The organism is Stenotrophomonas sp. TWI1149, from assembly GCF_039673155.1.
In the GTDB taxonomy this organism is placed as follows: Bacteria; Pseudomonadota; Gammaproteobacteria; order Xanthomonadales; family Xanthomonadaceae; genus Stenotrophomonas; species Stenotrophomonas maltophilia_AA.
The window spans coordinates 50,510-66,608 of the sequence record NZ_JBDJLB010000010.1; the positions used below are offsets into that span (position 1 = coordinate 50,510).

13 protein-coding genes are annotated in these 16,099 nt (G+C 65.7%); 7 read left to right on the forward strand and 6 right to left on the reverse strand.

All coding sequences use genetic code 11. The annotated features are described in order from the left end of the window. Positions 1-3: 3 nt before the first annotated feature. Complete coding sequence (locus tag ABE424_RS12545; protein WP_346491592.1) at positions 4-1,986, forward strand: AsmA family protein; 1,983 nt, start codon at positions 4-6, stop codon at positions 1,984-1,986. Between the two features lie 63 nt (positions 1,987-2,049). On the opposite strand, the gene ABE424_RS12550 is transcribed toward ABE424_RS12545, so the two are convergent. From ABE424_RS12550 to mtgA, 3 genes are read right to left on the reverse strand one after another with little or no spacing between them, the layout of a single operon-like run. Continuing rightward, complete coding sequence (locus ABE424_RS12550; protein WP_123730455.1) at positions 2,050-2,481, reverse strand: CBS domain-containing protein; 432 nt, start codon at positions 2,479-2,481, stop codon at positions 2,050-2,052. After that, positions 2,441-3,460, reverse strand: coding sequence for a glycosyltransferase family 2 protein (locus tag ABE424_RS12555; RefSeq protein WP_346491591.1), 1,020 nt, complete (start codon positions 3,458-3,460; stop codon positions 2,441-2,443). Before ABE424_RS12555 ends, ABE424_RS12550 begins: the two co-directional genes overlap by 41 nt. Before the next feature lie 39 nt (positions 3,461-3,499). Continuing rightward, complete coding sequence (gene mtgA, locus ABE424_RS12560) at positions 3,500-4,249, reverse strand: monofunctional biosynthetic peptidoglycan transglycosylase (RefSeq protein WP_346491590.1); 750 nt, start codon at positions 4,247-4,249, stop codon at positions 3,500-3,502. Between the two features lie 79 nt (positions 4,250-4,328). Between mtgA and ABE424_RS12565 the strand changes: the two genes are divergently transcribed. The 3 genes from ABE424_RS12565 (at position 4,329) to ABE424_RS12575 (ending at position 9,473) form a co-directional block, all read left to right on the forward strand. Then, positions 4,329-5,225 carry an Hsp33 family molecular chaperone HslO gene (locus ABE424_RS12565; protein ID WP_346491589.1) on the forward strand — a complete coding sequence of 299 codons (897 nt, stop codon included), beginning with the start codon at positions 4,329-4,331 and terminating at the stop codon, positions 5,223-5,225. Between the two features lie 152 nt (positions 5,226-5,377). Continuing rightward, the gene (locus ABE424_RS12570; protein WP_176990627.1) at positions 5,378-6,202 is read left to right on the forward strand and encodes a hypothetical protein; all 825 of its coding nucleotides are present in this window, start codon (positions 5,378-5,380) and stop codon (positions 6,200-6,202) included. Positions 6,203-6,719: 517 nt separating this feature from the next. Then, complete coding sequence (locus ABE424_RS12575; RefSeq protein WP_346491588.1) at positions 6,720-9,473, forward strand: TonB-dependent receptor; 2,754 nt, start codon at positions 6,720-6,722, stop codon at positions 9,471-9,473. Positions 9,474-9,614: 141 nt separating this feature from the next. Here ABE424_RS12575 and ABE424_RS12580 read toward each other — a convergent pair whose 3' ends face one another. Continuing rightward, positions 9,615-10,217 (reverse strand): TetR/AcrR family transcriptional regulator, encoded by a 603-nt coding sequence (locus tag ABE424_RS12580; protein WP_019185113.1) that lies wholly within the window; start codon positions 10,215-10,217, stop codon positions 9,615-9,617. Positions 10,218-10,356: 139 nt separating this feature from the next. Between ABE424_RS12580 and ABE424_RS12585 the strand changes: the two genes are divergently transcribed. The 3 genes from ABE424_RS12585 (at position 10,357) to ABE424_RS12595 (ending at position 14,292) form a co-directional block, all read left to right on the forward strand. Beyond that, positions 10,357-11,277 (forward strand): alpha/beta fold hydrolase, encoded by a 921-nt coding sequence (locus ABE424_RS12585; RefSeq protein WP_179460315.1) that lies wholly within the window; start codon positions 10,357-10,359, stop codon positions 11,275-11,277. Beyond that, complete coding sequence (locus tag ABE424_RS12590) at positions 11,274-13,751, forward strand: acyl-CoA dehydrogenase (RefSeq protein WP_179460314.1); 2,478 nt, start codon at positions 11,274-11,276, stop codon at positions 13,749-13,751. The genes ABE424_RS12585 and ABE424_RS12590 overlap by 4 nt, the downstream gene beginning before the upstream one ends. Positions 13,752-13,821: 70 nt before the next feature. Continuing rightward, positions 13,822-14,292, forward strand: coding sequence for a hotdog fold domain-containing protein (locus ABE424_RS12595; RefSeq protein ID WP_346491587.1), 471 nt, complete (start codon positions 13,822-13,824; stop codon positions 14,290-14,292). A gap of 43 nt (positions 14,293-14,335) precedes the next feature. Here the strand turns inward: ABE424_RS12595 and ABE424_RS12600 are convergent, their stop codons facing one another. Further along, on the reverse strand, positions 14,336-14,692 hold the full coding sequence (locus tag ABE424_RS12600) for a DUF1304 domain-containing protein (protein WP_176990606.1): 357 nt from the start codon (positions 14,690-14,692) through the stop codon (positions 14,336-14,338). A 31-nt stretch (positions 14,693-14,723) separates the two neighbouring features. Continuing rightward, complete coding sequence (locus ABE424_RS12605; RefSeq protein ID WP_346491586.1) at positions 14,724-16,061, reverse strand: MFS transporter; 1,338 nt, start codon at positions 16,059-16,061, stop codon at positions 14,724-14,726. Between the last annotated feature and the right edge of the window lie 38 nt (positions 16,062-16,099).

Below are 16,099 nucleotides of genomic sequence, written 5' to 3' on the forward strand. Positions count from 1 at the left end.
GATGTGAATACTGTCCCGTCCCCTGCTCCGTCCGATGCTCCTTCCCGTTCCCGCTGGCGCTGGCGTCGTCCCGGCAAGCGGGGGCAGCGGTGGTTGGCCATTCTGGTGTTCCTGTTTGCGGCGCTGTTGATCCTGATCGCGCTGTGGGATTGGAATTGGTTCAAGGGGCCGGTGGAGCGGGCGGTGCAGGCCAAGACCGGGCGTGAGTTCCATATCACCGGGGATCTGGATGTGGACCTCGGTCGGGTCACGACGGTGCGCGGTGATGGGCTGACCTTTGCCAATGCGACGTGGGCCAAGCAGCCGCAGATGGCGACGGCGGATCGGGCAGAGATCGATCTGCGGGTGTGGCCGCTGCTGCGCGGGCAGGTGCGGATTCCGGAAATCCGGCTGACGCGGCCGGACCTGCTGCTGGAGACGGCGCCGGACAAGAATCAGCCGGGCAACTGGGATTTCCTTGGCCCCAGCGATGGCGATCCGCCGGTGCTGCAGCGGTTGCTGATCGAGGATGGCCGCCTGCAGTTCCAGGACGCGGCAGGCAGGACGGATGTGCTGGTCTCGCTCAACAGCGGGAAGTCGCGTGATCGCGACAGTGGTCCGCCGCTGTTCGTGAAGGGCAAAGGGCGCTGGCAGGGCAATGCGTTCTCGCTGGATGGCAATACCGAGTCACCGCTGGAGCTGACCAATACCGGGCATCCGTTCCGCATCCATCTCGATGGGCGCGCGGGGAATACGCATGCGATCGCGAGCGGGACGCTGACCAATCCGTTCCAGCTGCGGGTGTTCGATCTGGAGCTGATGCTCAGCGGCCAGGACATGGAGGATCTGTTCCCGCTGATCGGGATCGCGATCCCGTCGACGCCGCCGTACCGGCTGAAGGGACGGTTGAAGCGCGACAATGCGATCTGGCGCTACGAGAATTTCACCGGCACGGCCGGCGACAGCGATCTGGGCGGTACCGCGCAGATCGACGTGAGTGGCGAACGGCCGTTCCTGAAGGCGGATCTGGTGTCCAAGCGGTTGGACTTCGACGATCTGGCCGGCTTCATCGGCGCGCCACCGAAGACCGGCGCCGGGGAATCGGCCAATGCCGAGCAGAAGGCGAAGGCGGCCGAGCTGGCCGCGCGCACCAAGGTGCTGCCGGATACGCCGTACAACCTGTCCAAGCTGCGCGCGATGGATGCCGATGTGCGCTGGAAGGCGCAGCGGATCAATTCGCCGACGCTGCCGCTGGATGACATGGATGCCCACCTCAAGCTCGACGATGGCCTGCTGCGCCTGGAACCGCTGAACTTCGGCGTGGCCGGTGGCGATATCCGCAGCACGATCCGGATGGATGCGCGCAAACAGGCGATCTCCACGCAGCTGCAGGCGACCATCCGCAAGGTGCAGCTGGGCAAGCTGTTCCCGGATGCGAAGCTGGCCGAGCAGGCCTCAGGCGGGATCAGTGGCGATGTCAAACTGACGGGCCAGGGCAATTCCATCGCCGCGATGCTGGGCAGTTCCGATGGCACGGTGGCGGTCGGTATCGGCCGCGGGCACGTCGGCAATCTGATCATGGAACTGGCCGGCCTGGATGTCGCCGAATCGGTGAAGTTCCTGTTCACCGGCGACAAGCAGATTCCGCTGCGCTGCGCCTGGGGCGACTTCGGCGTGGACAACGGGGTGATGCAATCGCGATCGCTCGCCTTCGATACGACCGATACGTTGATCCTCGGCGAGGGCAAGGTGGATCTGAAACAGGAACAGCTGGACCTGCTGCTGCGCCCGCGCCCGAAGGACATGAGCATCCTGGCACTGCGCTCGCCGCTGCGCATCGGCGGCACCTTCAAGGATCCCTCGTTCCGCCCGGACTTCAAGGCCTTGGGCATCCGCGGGGCGATCGCCCTGGCGCTGGGCAGCATCGCGCCGCCGGCGGCGCTGCTGGCGACGATCGAAACCGGTCCGGGCGAGGACAGCAACTGCGGCGGCCGCTACGCCAAGTAAGCGCGTGGACGCACGGGCAGGGACCGACGTGGGGTCGGCCTGCCCGGCAGCACGAATGCCCGCTCAGCCAGCGACGATGTACTGCTGCAGCTGGTCCAGTTTCTGCGCCTGTTCGTCGATCACCGACTTGACCAGATCGCCGATCGAGATCACGCCGAGCACGCCCGTGCCGTCGACCACCGGCAGGTGGCGGATGCGGTAATCGGTCACCAGTTGCAGGCAGTGTTCGACCTGTTCGCCAGGGGCGACGGTCACTACCTTGGGCGTCATGATCTCCCGCACTTCGGTCGTGCGCGAGGAGCGCTCGTGCAGCACGATCTTCCGCGCGTAATCGCGCTCGGAAAGGATGCCGACCAGCTGCCGGCCCTCCATCACCAGCACCGCGCCGATGCCTTTTTCGGCCATCAGCCGGATCGCGTCGATCACCGCCGACGTCGGGGCGACGGCGAATACCTCAGGGGACTTGCCTTCCAACAGCTGTCGTACCGTGGTCATCTCGCTGCTCTCCACCGATGGGATGCACGGCCGAGTCTGCCACGAACGGTGGTTGCCAGGTGTCAATCAGGTACAGCGGGCGCTGCTTGGATTCCTCATACAGCCGGCCCAGGTATTCACCGATCAGGCCCAGCGCGATCAGCTGGATGCCGCCCAGGAACAGGATCACCGCCATCATCGTCGGCCAGCCGGCGACGCGGTCGCCGTACAGGGCCGCCTTGGACACGACCACCAACGCGAAGAGGAACGCGAACGTCGCCGCCGCCAACCCCAGGTATGTGGTCACGCGCAGCGGCGCGGTCGAGAATCCGGTGATGCCTTCCAGGGCGAAGTTCCACAGCCGCCAGAAACCGAACTTGCTCTCGCCGACCAGCCGCGCGTGGCGATGATAGGGCAAGGCCCTGCGGCGGAAGCCGACCCAGCCGAACAGCCCTTTCATGAACCGGTGACGCTCACGCAGCTGGCCCAGCGCCTGCAGCGCGCGCGGCGACAACAGCCGGAAATCGCCGGTATCGGCCGGGATCGGAGTCTTGGACAGGCGCCCGATCACCCGGTAGAAGACCTTGGCCGTCGACCGTTTGAGCCAGCTTTCGCCATCGCGCACCAGGCGCGTGCCATACACGTTGTCGTAGCCCTGCTGCCACAACGCGACGAACTCGGGAATCAGTTCGGGCGGATCCTGGCCGTCGGCGTCGAGGATCATCACCGCGCCCTCGTCGACCAGATCCAGCCCGGCCGTGAGCGCGGCCTCCTTGCCGAAGTTGCGCGACAGCCGCAGAACGCCGACGCAGGCATCGGTCTCGGCCAGGCCCTGCATCACCGCCCAGGTGGTATCGGTGCTGCCGTCATCCACGTACAGCACGCGGCCGTCGATGCCCTCCAGCCCATCGAGCACCGCGCGCAGCCGCGGGTGCAGCATCGGCAGGGCCAGTGCTTCGTTGTGGGCGGCGACGACGACGGTCAGGCGAGGGCTGTTCATGCGGCGATTGTAGCGTCAGGCAATCACGTACATGAATGCTCAGTCCCGGTCGAGGTAGGCATCCCCGCCCAGCTGCCGCGCCTGTCGCTGGATCCATGCCGCGCGGCGCTGCACGTACGGTCCGGGCTTGGCCGCGCTGTAACGCCGGGGCGATGGCAGCACCGCCGCCAGCCGCGCGCTCTCGGCCGGGCTCAGCCGGGACGCGTCCTTGTTCCAGTACTGCCGCGACGCGGCCTGCGCGCCATAGATGCCATCGCCGAACTCGGCGATGTTGGCGTACATCTCCAGGATGCGGGACTTGGGCCACAGCGCTTCGATCAACACCGTGTACCAGACCTCCAGTCCCTTGCGGATCCAGCTGCGGCCCTGCCACAGGAACAGGTTCTTGGCGACCTGCTGGCTGATCGTGCTGGCGCCGCGCAGGCGACCGCCGCGCGCATTGTGGTCGCGCGCCTTCTCGATCGCCTGCAGGTCGAAGCCGTTGTGTTCCGGGAAGCGCTGGTCCTCGGCGGCCACCAGCGAAATGGGCAGGCTCGGCGCCATCTGCTCCAGGTCGCGCCACTGGTAGTGCAGGCGGTAGCTCCAGTCGCCCTGCCCCAGCGCCTCGCCATAACGCCACAGCATCACGCTGGAGACGGGCGGATCGATGACGCGCAGGGCCAGTACCTGCAGCACGCTGACCCCCACGAACAGGACCGGCAGCCACAGCAGGCGCTTCCAGTGCCAGCGGCGTGGACGTGAGGGTTCCAGGTCCGGTTCGACCTTGAGGTTGCTGCGCTCTGCCCCCATTACTGGTGCATCCTTTACTTGCACGGTGGTCGGCGCATTATCCGGCAACCGGCACTCCTTTCGCGCAGCCACCGAACCGATGACCGCCCAATCCGACTCCCTTGTCCGTTTCCTGCTTCCCGATGCCGGCGTCCGCGGCGTGCACGTGCACCTCGATGACACCTGGCGGGAAATTCTCTCCCATGCGGTCTATCCGCCGGGCGCCGCTGAGCTTCTCGGTGAGGCGAGCGTCGCCTCTGCGCTGTTCACCGGGCACACCAAGGTCGATGGCCGCCTGTCGATCCAGCTGCGCAGCACCACCGCCATGCGCACCCTGTTCGCCGAGTGCACCGCGGCCGGCACCCTGCGCGGCATCGTGCAGCTGGCCGACGGCGGCGGCGACGCGCCGCGCGACCTCACCGCCCTGGGCGAGGATGCGCTGCTGGCGATCACCATCGAGAATCCCGGCCTGGATCCGCGCGAACCGCAGCGTTACCAGAGCCTGGTCGGCCTGACCGCGGCCGGCCTGGACGAAGCCTTCGAGGATTATTTCCGCCAGTCCGAACAGCTGCCGACCCGCTTGCTGCTGGCCGCCGACGGCACCCGCGCCGCGGGCCTGCTGCTGCAGAAGCTGCCCGGCGATGAAGGCGACCAGGATGGCTGGTCGCGGGCCAGCGCCCTGTTCGAGACCTTGGGCAAGCAGGAACTGCTGGAGGTGCCGGGCCACGATCTGCTGCACCGGCTGTTCCATGAAGAGACGCCGGAACTGCTGGGCGACAAGGCCCTGCGCTTTGCCTGCTCATGCTCGCGCGAGCGGGTGGAAGGCATGCTGCAGTCGATCGGCGAGGAAGAGGCCCGTGCCGCCGCCGAGCCCAGCGGCGCGGTCGAGGTGCGCTGCGAATTCTGCGGGCAGGAGTATCACTTTCCGTTGACGGAATTCGACATACTGTTCCGCGGAATGGATGTTTCCTCGCCGGCACCTGAACGGCTTCAGTAATCTCGGCGCGAGTTTTGTTCTGGGGAGAACGAAGACTTGTTAAGAAATCATAAACGCCCTAGGATCAATGTCCCGCTTCGGCGGGAACTTGTGTTCACTGCGCTTGTCTGAGAGTTCCCATGCATCCCCTTCTGCGTCTACCGCTGGCCCTGATGATCGCCCTAGGCGCGATCCCGGGCGCGCATGCGCAGGCCAAGGGCAAGCAGGACGGCACCGTGTTGCCGGTCTGGAACAAGGGCAGTGGCAAGGTCGAAGCCCTGCTGTACCTGGAACCGACCGGCGAGCAGGCCGTCGGGGCCCGCTGGCATTTCGGGCGCAGCTCGCTGGATGCGGCCTTCGGGCTGTCGTCGGGTGACTCGCTGGGCCTGCTCTGCAACAGCAGCCGCGGCACCAGCATCAGCGGATTGGCCAGCCATTGCATGCTGGCCACGCTCGGCGATGAAGACGACAACACGCTCAGCCGCCGGGTCAGCGGCACTGCCGCGTTCAACCGCCCCGGCGGTCGCGTCGGCCTCACCGCCGGTAGTGGCCGTGACACCCTGCCGGCCTGGCTGGCCGGTCCGAACAAATCGCCGTCGCTGCGCGCCGAACAGAACGATCTGACCGTGTTCGGTCAGAAGAACATCGGTCGCGAGGGCTTCGTCTCGATCGGTGGCACCTATGCCAAGGCCCGCCTGGTCCCGATCGCGGACGCCTCCCCGGCGATCGTCGACCGCTGGGACAGCAAGAGCCTCACCATCGGCGCCGGCTATGGCAACTTCAGCGGCAACATCATCGGGCGCGTGGTCGATGTCCCCGGCCAGCCCGGCAAGTGGGAAGGCCTGGGCGTCGGCCTGACCTGGCGCACGCCCTGGAGCGGCCAGCTCACTGTCGGCGCCGAGAACGTGGTCACCCGTGGCAAGAATCCGTTCGCCCCGCGCAACGAGAGCACCGACGAAGGCACCGTGCCCTACGTCCGCTACGAGCAGGACCTGTAAGCCAGGCATCCCTGCCCAGTTTCGCGATGCCCTACCGCGCAGCAGGCGCCTCCCCCGTTTCCCTGATCCACGCCGCTCGCTCGTAGCGGCGTTTCTGTATGCGTCCGCCGCCGCCGATTGCATGCACGCGCGGGCGTCCGCCTAGCATAAGGCGTGCCTGAATACTCATTGGCGGGACAATCGCGACAGGCCGGAGGCTGCGGGCGCCGCGCGCCGGGTGCGAACCCTGACCCGTATTCAGGTAGAAAAGATACAAATCGACATAAAAAATGTGCCAAAAGTCATCACTTCTTAGCCTTGGCCAATGGGCCGTGCCGCCGGGTAATGCCCCGCAAGCCCTGCGGCACAACGACTTTGCCGAATTTCACCTGAATCACATGAAGTATTAACGGGTCTTTAATTTCTCCGAATACGTGGTTACTATCGAGTCAGCTTCGCGGCTTGGAGACGCCTTTCGTTTCCGCGCTGAAGCCCATCCCGATACGTTGCACCCAAGTCAACTTGGAGAGAGAGCCCAATGAACCGCAACAGCAACAAACTGCGCGACGCCGTCGTCCTCGCGCTGATCGCCAGCGCTGCCGGCACCGGCAGCGCCGTCGCTCAGGAAGCGAGTGGCACCACCAACCTGGACCGCATCTCGGTCACCGGCTCGCGCATCAAGAGCACCGATGTCGAGACCTCCCAGCCGGTCCTGAGCCTGACCCGCGCCGACATTGAAAAGCAGGGCGTGACCTCGGTCGCCGACATCCTGCAGCGCATCTCCGCCAACGGCGCCGCGCTGAACCGCACGTTCAACAACGGCGGTGACGGCACGGCCGGCATCAGCCTGCGTAACCTGGGCAGCCAGCGTACGCTGGTGCTGGTCAACGGCCGTCGCTGGACCACCGGCCTGGACGGCAGCGTCGACCTGAACACCATCCCGGTCGCGATGGTCGAACGCATCGACGTGCTGAAGGATGGCGCTTCGACGATCTATGGCTCGGACGCCATTGCCGGCGTGGTGAACATCGTCACCAAGCAGAACTTCGACGGCGCCGAAGCCAACGTCTACAAGGGCCAGTACAGCGCCGGCGACGGCGAGCGCGAAGCCTATGACTTCACCATCGGCACCACGACCGACCGCGCCAGCCTGATTCTGGGTGCGTCGTACGTCAATGAGCGCGAAGTCATGGCCGGCGATCGCAAGATCTCCGCCGGTGGCCCGCCGTTCTTCAGCGGCCAGAGCGGCACCGGTATCCCGGGCTCTTACGTCCGCAATGACCAGCGCTACATCATCATCAACGGCGTCGAGACCCCGTTCGTCAGCAACGTCCACGGCTACAACACCTCGCCGGACAACTACCTGCTGACCCCGAACGAGCGCACCTCGCTGTTCGCGTCCGGCTCGTTCAACATCACCGACAACGTCACCTTCCGTACCGAGGCGATGTACAACGAGCGCAAGTCCGAGCAGCTGCTGGCCGCCATGCCGGTGACGGGCATGACCCTGAGCGCCGACAGCATGTACAACCCGTACGGCGTCGACCTGACCGGCGTGAACCGTCGTTTCAATGAAACCGGTGGTCGTTCGTTCAACCAGAACGTCAAGAACTGGCACTTCTACGGCGGCTTCGAAGGCTTCTTCGAGTTCGCCGACCGCACCTTCGACTGGGACGTCGGCTACCGCTACGACAAGACCGACCAGAACGACCTGACCTACGGTCTGTTCAACATCTCGCGCCTCGACGAAGCCTATGGCCCGTCCGCGCTGCGTGGTGGCGTGCCGGTCTGCCTCAACGGCGCTGGCGACGTGATCGCCGGCTGTACGCCGATCAACCCGCTGGGTGGCCTGGGCTCGATTTCCCAGGATGCCTTGGACTACACCTCGTTCACCGCGCATGATTCGGCCACCCAGATCTCGAAGGGTTACTACGCCAACATCTCCGGTGAAATCGTGCAGCTGCCGGCCGGCGCCCTGGCCTTCGCAGCCGGTTACGAGTACCGCAAGGAAAGCGGCCAGTTCGACCCGGACGCCTTCATCGCGTCGGGCCTGAGCACCGGCAACGGCGCCAGCCCGACCAAGGGTGCCTACGATCTGGACGAAATGTTCCTGGAACTGTCGATCCCGGTGCTGGCTGACCTGCCGGGTGCCAAGCTGCTCGACTTCAGCGTGGCTACCCGCTACTCGAAGTTCAGCAACTTCGGCAACACGACCAACAACAAGTTCGGCTTCCGCTGGAAGCCGATCGACGACCTGATGGTCCGCGGCAACTACTCCGAAGGCTTCCGCGCGCCGAGCATCAACGATCTGTACCGCGGCGACACCGACTCGTTCGAAACCTACGCCGATCCGTGCGCCGCCGCCAACGGCCCGTCCGGTGCGATCCTGGCGCAGTGCCGCGCACAGGGTGTGCCGGCTGGTCTGGTGCAGCCGGGTACCGACGGTGATGCAGGTCCGCTGCAGACCGTTGAGCCGTTCACCTGGCAGTCCAACCCGAACCTGAAGCCGGAAACCTCGACCAGCAAGACGCTGGGCCTGGTGTGGAGCCCGAGCTTCGTGACCGGCCTGAACGTGACCCTGGACTGGTGGAAGATCGAGATCGAAGACGCCATCACCCGCCCGGCGATCGGCGACATCATGGATGCCTGCTACGGCGGCACCGCGCAGCAGCAGGCCACCTACTGTGGCCTGATCACGCGTGACCCGAACTACGGCACGGCAAGCGAACGCTACGCGATCACCAACGTCAACATGCCGCTGCTGAACCTGTCCTCGTACACGGTGGAAGGTTGGGATCTGGGCCTGGCATACCGCCTGCCGGAAACCTCGATCGGTCAGTTCACCGTTACCTGGGACAGCACCTACCTGAGCAAGTGGGAAACCAAGGTCACCGACGACGCCCCCGTCGACGGCCGCCAGGGTACGTACCTGAACCAGGATCCGTACTGGCGCATCCGTTCCAACCTGTACGTCGACTGGTCCATCGGTGACTTCGGTGTCAACTACGGCCTGCGTTACAAGTCCGGCCTGACCGAGGCCTGCCTGTTGGGTGCCGCGACCCGCGCGTACTGCTCGGACGCCCCCAACCGTGAGAACCACATCAGTTCGACCACGTACCACGACATCCAGTTCCGCTACAACACCCCGTGGAACGGCACCGTCATGGTGGGTCTGAACAACGTGTGGGACAAGGATCCGCCGCAGTCCTACGCTGTTGCCTACAACATGTTCGACCCGCAATACGATCTGCCGGGCCGCTACATGTACATGCAGTACAAGCAGAAGTTCTGATCGCTGCACTGATCAGCACCTGATGCAGCAACGGCCCCGCAAGGGGCCGTTGTTTTTTGTGCCACCGTTGCAGGCCCGGCATCCGCCGCGCACAAAAAAGGCCGCGTCTCCGCGGCCTTCTGCATATGCACGACGAACCGATCAACCGAGCGGAATCAGCGTCTCGATCACATGCTCCACGTAGGCCTCGAAATCCTCGCGCGCCTGCTTGGGCTGCTGCAGCTGCAGCGACAACTGCAGGAAACCCACATAGGCCGCGTAGGCCAATCGTGCACGGTGCTGCGCATCGGTGCGGCTCAGGCCGGCCTGGCGGAACGAGGCGACCAGATACTCCAGGCGCCGGTGCGAAACACGGTCGATGACCGGGCGCACCATCGGGTGATCGAGCGCCTTGAGCAGCTCGCTGTAGATGATGTGCGGCTGCACTTCATGCGCGACCACCTGGAACAGCTGGCGCAGGCGCACGCGCGGATCGGTGACATCGGCCAGGCTGCCGAAGACCTGCTCCTGCTCGAACAGTTCCCAACGCTCCAGCGCGGCCTGCAGCAATGCGTCGCGCGAGGGGAAGTGCCAGTAGAAGCTGCCCTTGGTGACACCAAGACGTCGCGCCAGCGGCTCCACCGCGACCGCGCCCACGCCTTGTTCGGCAATCAGATCCAGTGCGGCCTGGGCCCAGTCTTCGGCACTGAGGCGGCTGTTGCGGCCGGCACGTGGCTCGCCGGCGGAAGCTTCGGGTTCATTCATAGGTGGATTTAACCATACGCCGGGGTTGGTTGCAGTATGTGAATCGGTGAAAGTCCGCTTCACGCCTGCTGGCACAAGGGATGAGACCACCATACTCCGAAGTATTGACATCGCACAGGGCAGGTCCATACTAGCGAGTATGGTCACTCCTTCTTCTACCCTGCCCCGCTTTGACGATGAGCGACTGACCGGCGCGCATGACGCCGTGCTCGCCGCCACCCGTTCGGGCCCGGGGCGCCGCGGCACCGTCCTGTTCGCCCACGGCTTCGGCCAGACCCGGCATGCCTGGAACGCCACCGCGAACGCGCTGGTCGAGGCCGGCTACCAGACCCTGGCCTACGACGCGCGCGGCCACGGCGATTCCGACTGGAACCCGGCCGACCTTGCCTACCACGGCGAACAGTTCGCCGATGACCTGATCGTGCTGGCGGGCGAACAGCCGCAGCCGCCGATCCTGATCGCCGCGTCGATGGGCGGCCTGTTCGGCCTGCTCGCCGAGTCGCGCTGGCCGGGCCTGTTCTCGGCGATGGTGCTGGTGGACATCACCCCACGCTGGGATACCGCCGGTGTCGAAAAGATCCTGATGTTCATGACCGCGCACCCGGAGGGTTTCGCGTCGCTGTCGCAGGCCGCCGACGTGATCTCTTCCTACATGCCGCACCGCCCGCGCAAGTCCGACGACGCCCTGCGTGCGCTGCTGCGCGAGGACGGTCACGGTCGCTGGCGCTGGCACTGGGATCCGCGCCTCGTCGCCGAGCTGGCGCGTGACAGCGAACAACACCAGGACGCGCTTGCCGAGGCGGCGCGCCAGGTGAAATGCCCCCTGCTGCTGGTCAGCGGTGGCCGCAGCACCCTGGTCACCCCGCAGACGGTGGCCGAGTTCCTTGCGTTGGTGCCACATGCACGCCACGTGCAGCTGCCGGAGGCCACCCACATGGTTGCCGGTGACGACAACAACGCCTTTACCGCTACTGTGTTGGACTATCTGGACGTGTTGCCCTCGGCCTCCGCCGTCGCATCGTCCGTCACTACCGAGCACGTCACCGGAGCACGCTCATGAGCATTGTCGTTCCCTTCCTCGCGATCCTGCTGGCAGGCGCGTTCGTCGCCTACCACCGGATGCGCCTGATCACCTGGACGATCATCAGCCTGGTGCTGCTGGCCGCCTGCTGGTTCATTCCCTACGTCAACCAGACCGCCACGATCGTGGCCGCGGCCATCGTCGCCGTCATCGCCGTGCCGCTGCTGCTGCCCTTCATCCGCAAGCCGCTGCTGACCGCGCCGATGATGAAGGTGTTCCGCAAGGTGCTGCCGCCGCTGTCGCAGACCGAACGCATCGCGCTGGAAACCGGCTCGGTCGGTTTCGAAGGCGAGCTGTTCACCGGTGATCCGGACTGGAACATCCTGCTCAACTACCCCAAGCCGCAGCTCACCGCCGAGGAACAGGCCTTCCTGGATGGCCCGGTCGAAGAGCTGTGCAGGATGGTCAACGACTGGGAAATCACCCACGTCTACGCCGACCTGCCGCCGGAGCTGTGGAGCTTCATCAAGAAGAACAAGTTCTTCGGCATGATCATTCCGAAGGAATACGGCGGCCTGGGCTTCAGCGCGCTGGCCCACCACAAGGTGATCCAGAAGCTGGCCTCGGTGTCGAGCGTGGTCAGCTCCACCGTCGGCGTGCCGAACTCGCTGGGCCCGGGTGAACTGCTCAACCATTACGGCACCCAGGAACAGAAGGACCAGTACCTGCCGCGCCTGGCCGATGGCCGTGAAGTGCCCTGCTTCGGCCTGACCGGTCCGTTTGCCGGCTCGGATGCGACCTCGATTCCCGATTACGGCATCGTCTGCAAGGGCGAGTGGAACGGCGAGCAGGTGCTTGGCGTCAAGCTCACCTTCGACAAGCGCTACATCACCCTGGCCCCGGTGGCCACGCTGATCGGCCTGGCCTTCCGCATGTACGACCCGGATGGCCTGATCGGCAGCACCCGCGACATCGGCATCACCCTGGCGCTGCTGCCGCGTGATACCGCCGGCGTGGAAATCGGCCGTCGCCACTTCCCGCTCAACTCGACCTTCCAGAATGGCCCGATCCGCGGCAAGGATGTCTTCATCCCGCTGACCCAGCTGATCGGCGGCGCCGAGAAGGCCGGCAAGGGCTGGAACATGCTCAACGAGTGCCTGGCCGTCGGCCGCTCGATCACCCTGCCCTCCACCGCCAGTGGCGGTGCCAAGGCCGGTGCGGTGGTGACCGGTGCCTATGCGCGCATCCGCAAGCAGTTCGGCCTGTCGGTCGGCCGCTTCGAGGGCGTGGAAGAAGCGCTGGCCCGCATCGGTGGCAAGGCCTACGCGATCAGTGCGCTGTGCCAGGCCACGGCCGCTGCGGTGGACCGCGGCGACGTGCCGTCGGTGCCGTCGGCGATCGCCAAGTACCACTGCACGACCATGAGCCGTGAAGTGATCTCGGACGTGATGGATGTGATCGGCGGCAAGGGCATCATCCTGGGGCCGCGCAACTTCGCTGGCCGCAGTTGGCAGGCGGCGCCGATCGCGATCACCGTCGAAGGCGCCAACATCATGACCCGCAGCCTGCTGATCTTCGGCCAGGGTGCGATCCTCTGCCACCCGTGGGTGCTGAAGGAAATGAAGGCCGCGCAGGACCCGGACACCCGTGCCGGCCTGCAGGAATTCGACCGCAGCCTGTTCGGGCATATCCGCTACGGCATTTCCAACGCCGTGCGTTCGTTCTGGTTCGGCCTGACCGGCGCGCGTTTCGGTGCCGCCCCGGGCGATGCCTACACCCGCCGCTACTTCCGCAAGCTGGACCGCTACTCGGCCAACCTGGCGCTGATGGCCGACATCTCGATGATGACGCTGGGCGGCAAGCTGAAGTTCAAGGAATCGCTGTCCGGCCGCCTGGGCGATGTGCTGAGCCACATCTACATGACCAGCGCGATGCTCAAGCGTTACCACGACGAAGGCGCACCGACCGCCGACCAGCCGCTGCTGGCCTGGGCCTTCCATGACAGCGTGCACAAGATCGAATTGTCGCTGTCGGCCGCGCTGCGCAACTTCCCGGTGCGTCCGATCGGTTGGCTGATGTGGGCGCTGATCTTCCCGTTCGGCCGCCGTGCCGAAGCCCCGGGTGACCGCCTGGGCCACCGCGTCGCCGCGCTGCTGATGGCGCCCAACGAAGCCCGTGACCGTCTGGCCAGTGGCGTGTTCCTGACCCCGTGCGAGAACAACCCGGGCGGCCGCATCAACAGCTACCTGTCCAAGGCGATCATGGCCGAGCCGGTGGAGCGCAAGTTCATCAAGGCGCTCAAGACCAAGGGCATCGAGGCACTGGACTTCGTCACCCAGCTGGACGAGGCCGTGGCCGAGGGCGTGATCACCCAGGACGAGCGCACCCTGCTTGAGGAGCTGCGTACGCTCACCCTGGAAACGATCACCGTGGACGACTTCGATCCGGAAGAGCTGCGCTCGGCGGGCTACTACAAGCGCGCCCAGCAGGATGCGCAGTCCGAAGCCGCCTGATCCCGATCCCGGCCATCATGTGAACGAAAACGGCGGACTTCGGTCCGCCGTTTTTACAGGGAGATTCTGCATGTCCGCTCCACTGTTGAATCTCTACCGGCGCATGCAGCGCTGGCCCGCCGGCCCCTGGCTGTTCTCGCGCGCGGTGTGTTTCAAGGCACCCTATTTCGCCAGCATCGCCCCGCGCATCACCTTGCTTGAACCGGGCCGTTGCGAAGGGCGCATCGCCCACCGGCGCAGGGTCACCAACCACATCGGCACCGTGCACGCGATCGCGCTGTGCAACCTGGCCGAACTCACTGCCGGGCTGATGGTGGATGCGTCATTGCCCAAGGGCATGCGCTGGATCCCGAAGGGCATGGAGGTGCAGTACCTGGCCAAGGCGACCGGTACCCAGCATGCCGTGGCGACACCGGAGCAGCCGATCGTCGCCGCCGAGGCCGGCTACGCGCTGCCGGTGAAGGTGCAGGTCCGCAATGACGCCGGCACGGCGGTGTTCGAGGCGCGGATCGCAATGTGGGTGTCGCCGGTCAAACGTTGATCGTGCGCGCGCAGCCACCCATGGGGTGGCTCCACATCGCAGATCAGGCCGGCACCATCCACCACGCCGCCACGGCCAGGATCGCCGGCACCGCCTGGATGAAGAAGATCCGCTTGTTGACGCTGTACGCGCCATAGCAGCCGGCCACGATCACGCAGCCGAGCATGAAGTTGACCAGCATCGGCAGGTGATCGAACAGGCCCCAGAACAGGCCGGCGGCGAGGAAGCCGTTGTACAGGCCCTGGTTGGCCGCCAACACCCGCGTGGTCTCCGCCTTCTCCGGCGTATTGCGGAAGGTCTTCAGGCCCAGCGGCTTGGTCCACAGGAACATTTCCAGGACCAGGAAATACACGTGCAGCAGGGCGACCAGCAGGGTCAACGACAGCGCGATCCAATACATGGGCAGGCTTCCAGAACGTAATGCAGAGAGCTTACTCCGGGCGCTCGCCCGGCAGCTTCTTTTCTTCGCGCAGCAGGCCCAGCGCTGCAACGGTCATCGCACCGGCAACGACCAGGCCACCGACGAACACGATGTGCGAACCGAACAGGGACAGCCCCTTGTGCAGCCAGGCGAAGCTCAGGTCCGCACCGCGGTAGACCACGGTGTCGATCGCCGCGCCGGCCTTGTAGCGCCACTGGCGGTCCACACGGGTGTAGAGGGTCTCGCGCGCCGGCTTGGCCAGTGAGAATTCACTGGCGCGGGTCATCACCTGCACCATCGCGACCATCAGCGGCAGCGGCGAGGCAGCCAACACCGAGAACCCGATGATGATCGCCACACCTGGAATCAACAGCGCCGGGGCGATCCCGTACCGCGACAGCAGCCAGCGCGTCGCCCCGAGCTGGATGATCAGGGTCAGCGCGTTCACCGCCAGGTCCACGCGCGAGAAAAACGCGGTGCTGGCGGCCGGGTCGGTGTACAACCGACGCACGATCGAGGCCTGCTCGTTGTACAGCAGCGTGCCCACGCCCACGCCGAACAGCACCATCAGCGCCAGCCAGCGCAGCAGCGGCTCGCGCACGATCAGCTTCAGGCCATCGAACACGCTGCCGCCCATCGGCGTTTCGCCGGACACCAGCTGCCGCTCCTGTTCGCGTGCCACCGCCCACAGCCGCAGCCGCCAGATGCAGCCCAGGCAGATCAGCAGGAAGCCGGCCGAGACCAGCATCAGGTTGGCGATGCCGACCTTCTGTACCAGCGCCGAGGTGATGATCGGCCCCAGGAACGCCCCGATCGTGCCGGCGGCGCCGAGGTAGCCGTAGTACGCGCGCGCCTCCACGTTGGAGAACACGTCGGCCATGAAGCTCCAGAACACCGCCACCGCGAACAGGTTGAAGACCGTGATCCAGAAGAAGAACGCCATGCCGCGCCCGGGCGTGCCGGTCTCGAACATCACGTAGAACCCGAGCAGGGTGACGATGAAGAACCCGTACACCACCGGCAGGAAGACCCGGCGCGGATAGCGGCTCACCAGCGCCCCGTACAGCGGCTGCAGCACCAGCATGATGAAGAACACGCAGGTGAACAGGAACTGCAGCACGTAGTCCTGCAGGGCGATGCCATGCTCGGCGAACCACGCGATCAGCGGCAGCGGGAACACCGTCTGCAGATCGGAGGAGGCCGCCATCGCTTCGCGCACCGGGCGCAACACGTAGTAGCCGCTGAGCAGGCAGAAGAAGTAGATCGAGGCCCAGATCAGCGGGGGCGATCGGCGCCAGGCACCCAGCATGCCACTGGCGGCCGCGCCGGTTCCGGCCGCCGCGGTCATTGCCCGCTCTCCGCGGACAAGGGGCGTTGCAACGGCAG

Bases quoted from the DNA above. Each gene is read 5' to 3' on its own strand.
- ABE424_RS12565 (WP_346491589.1), top strand. From the start codon at position 4,329: ATGACCGCCCAATCCGACTCCCTTGTCCGTTTCCTGCTTCCCGATGCC.
- ABE424_RS12595 (WP_346491587.1), top strand. From the start codon at position 13,822: ATGTCCGCTCCACTGTTGAATCTCTACCGGCGCATGCAGCGCTGGCCC.
- mtgA (WP_346491590.1), bottom strand. From the start codon at position 4,249: ATGGGGGCAGAGCGCAGCAACCTCAAGGTCGAACCGGACCTGGAACCC.
- ABE424_RS12585 (WP_179460315.1), top strand. From the start codon at position 10,357: ATGGTCACTCCTTCTTCTACCCTGCCCCGCTTTGACGATGAGCGACTG.
- ABE424_RS12555 (WP_346491591.1), bottom strand. From the start codon at position 3,460: ATGAACAGCCCTCGCCTGACCGTCGTCGTCGCCGCCCACAACGAAGCA.
- ABE424_RS12580 (WP_019185113.1), bottom strand. From the start codon at position 10,217: ATGAATGAACCCGAAGCTTCCGCCGGCGAGCCACGTGCCGGCCGCAAC.
- ABE424_RS12575 (WP_346491588.1), top strand. From the start codon at position 6,720: ATGAACCGCAACAGCAACAAACTGCGCGACGCCGTCGTCCTCGCGCTG.
- ABE424_RS12605 (WP_346491586.1), bottom strand. From the start codon at position 16,061: ATGACCGCGGCGGCCGGAACCGGCGCGGCCGCCAGTGGCATGCTGGGT.
- ABE424_RS12570 (WP_176990627.1), top strand. From the start codon at position 5,378: ATGATCGCCCTAGGCGCGATCCCGGGCGCGCATGCGCAGGCCAAGGGC.
- ABE424_RS12600 (WP_176990606.1), bottom strand. From the start codon at position 14,692: ATGTATTGGATCGCGCTGTCGTTGACCCTGCTGGTCGCCCTGCTGCAC.
- ABE424_RS12550 (WP_123730455.1), bottom strand. From the start codon at position 2,481: ATGACCACGGTACGACAGCTGTTGGAAGGCAAGTCCCCTGAGGTATTC.
- ABE424_RS12590 (WP_179460314.1), top strand. From the start codon at position 11,274: ATGAGCATTGTCGTTCCCTTCCTCGCGATCCTGCTGGCAGGCGCGTTC.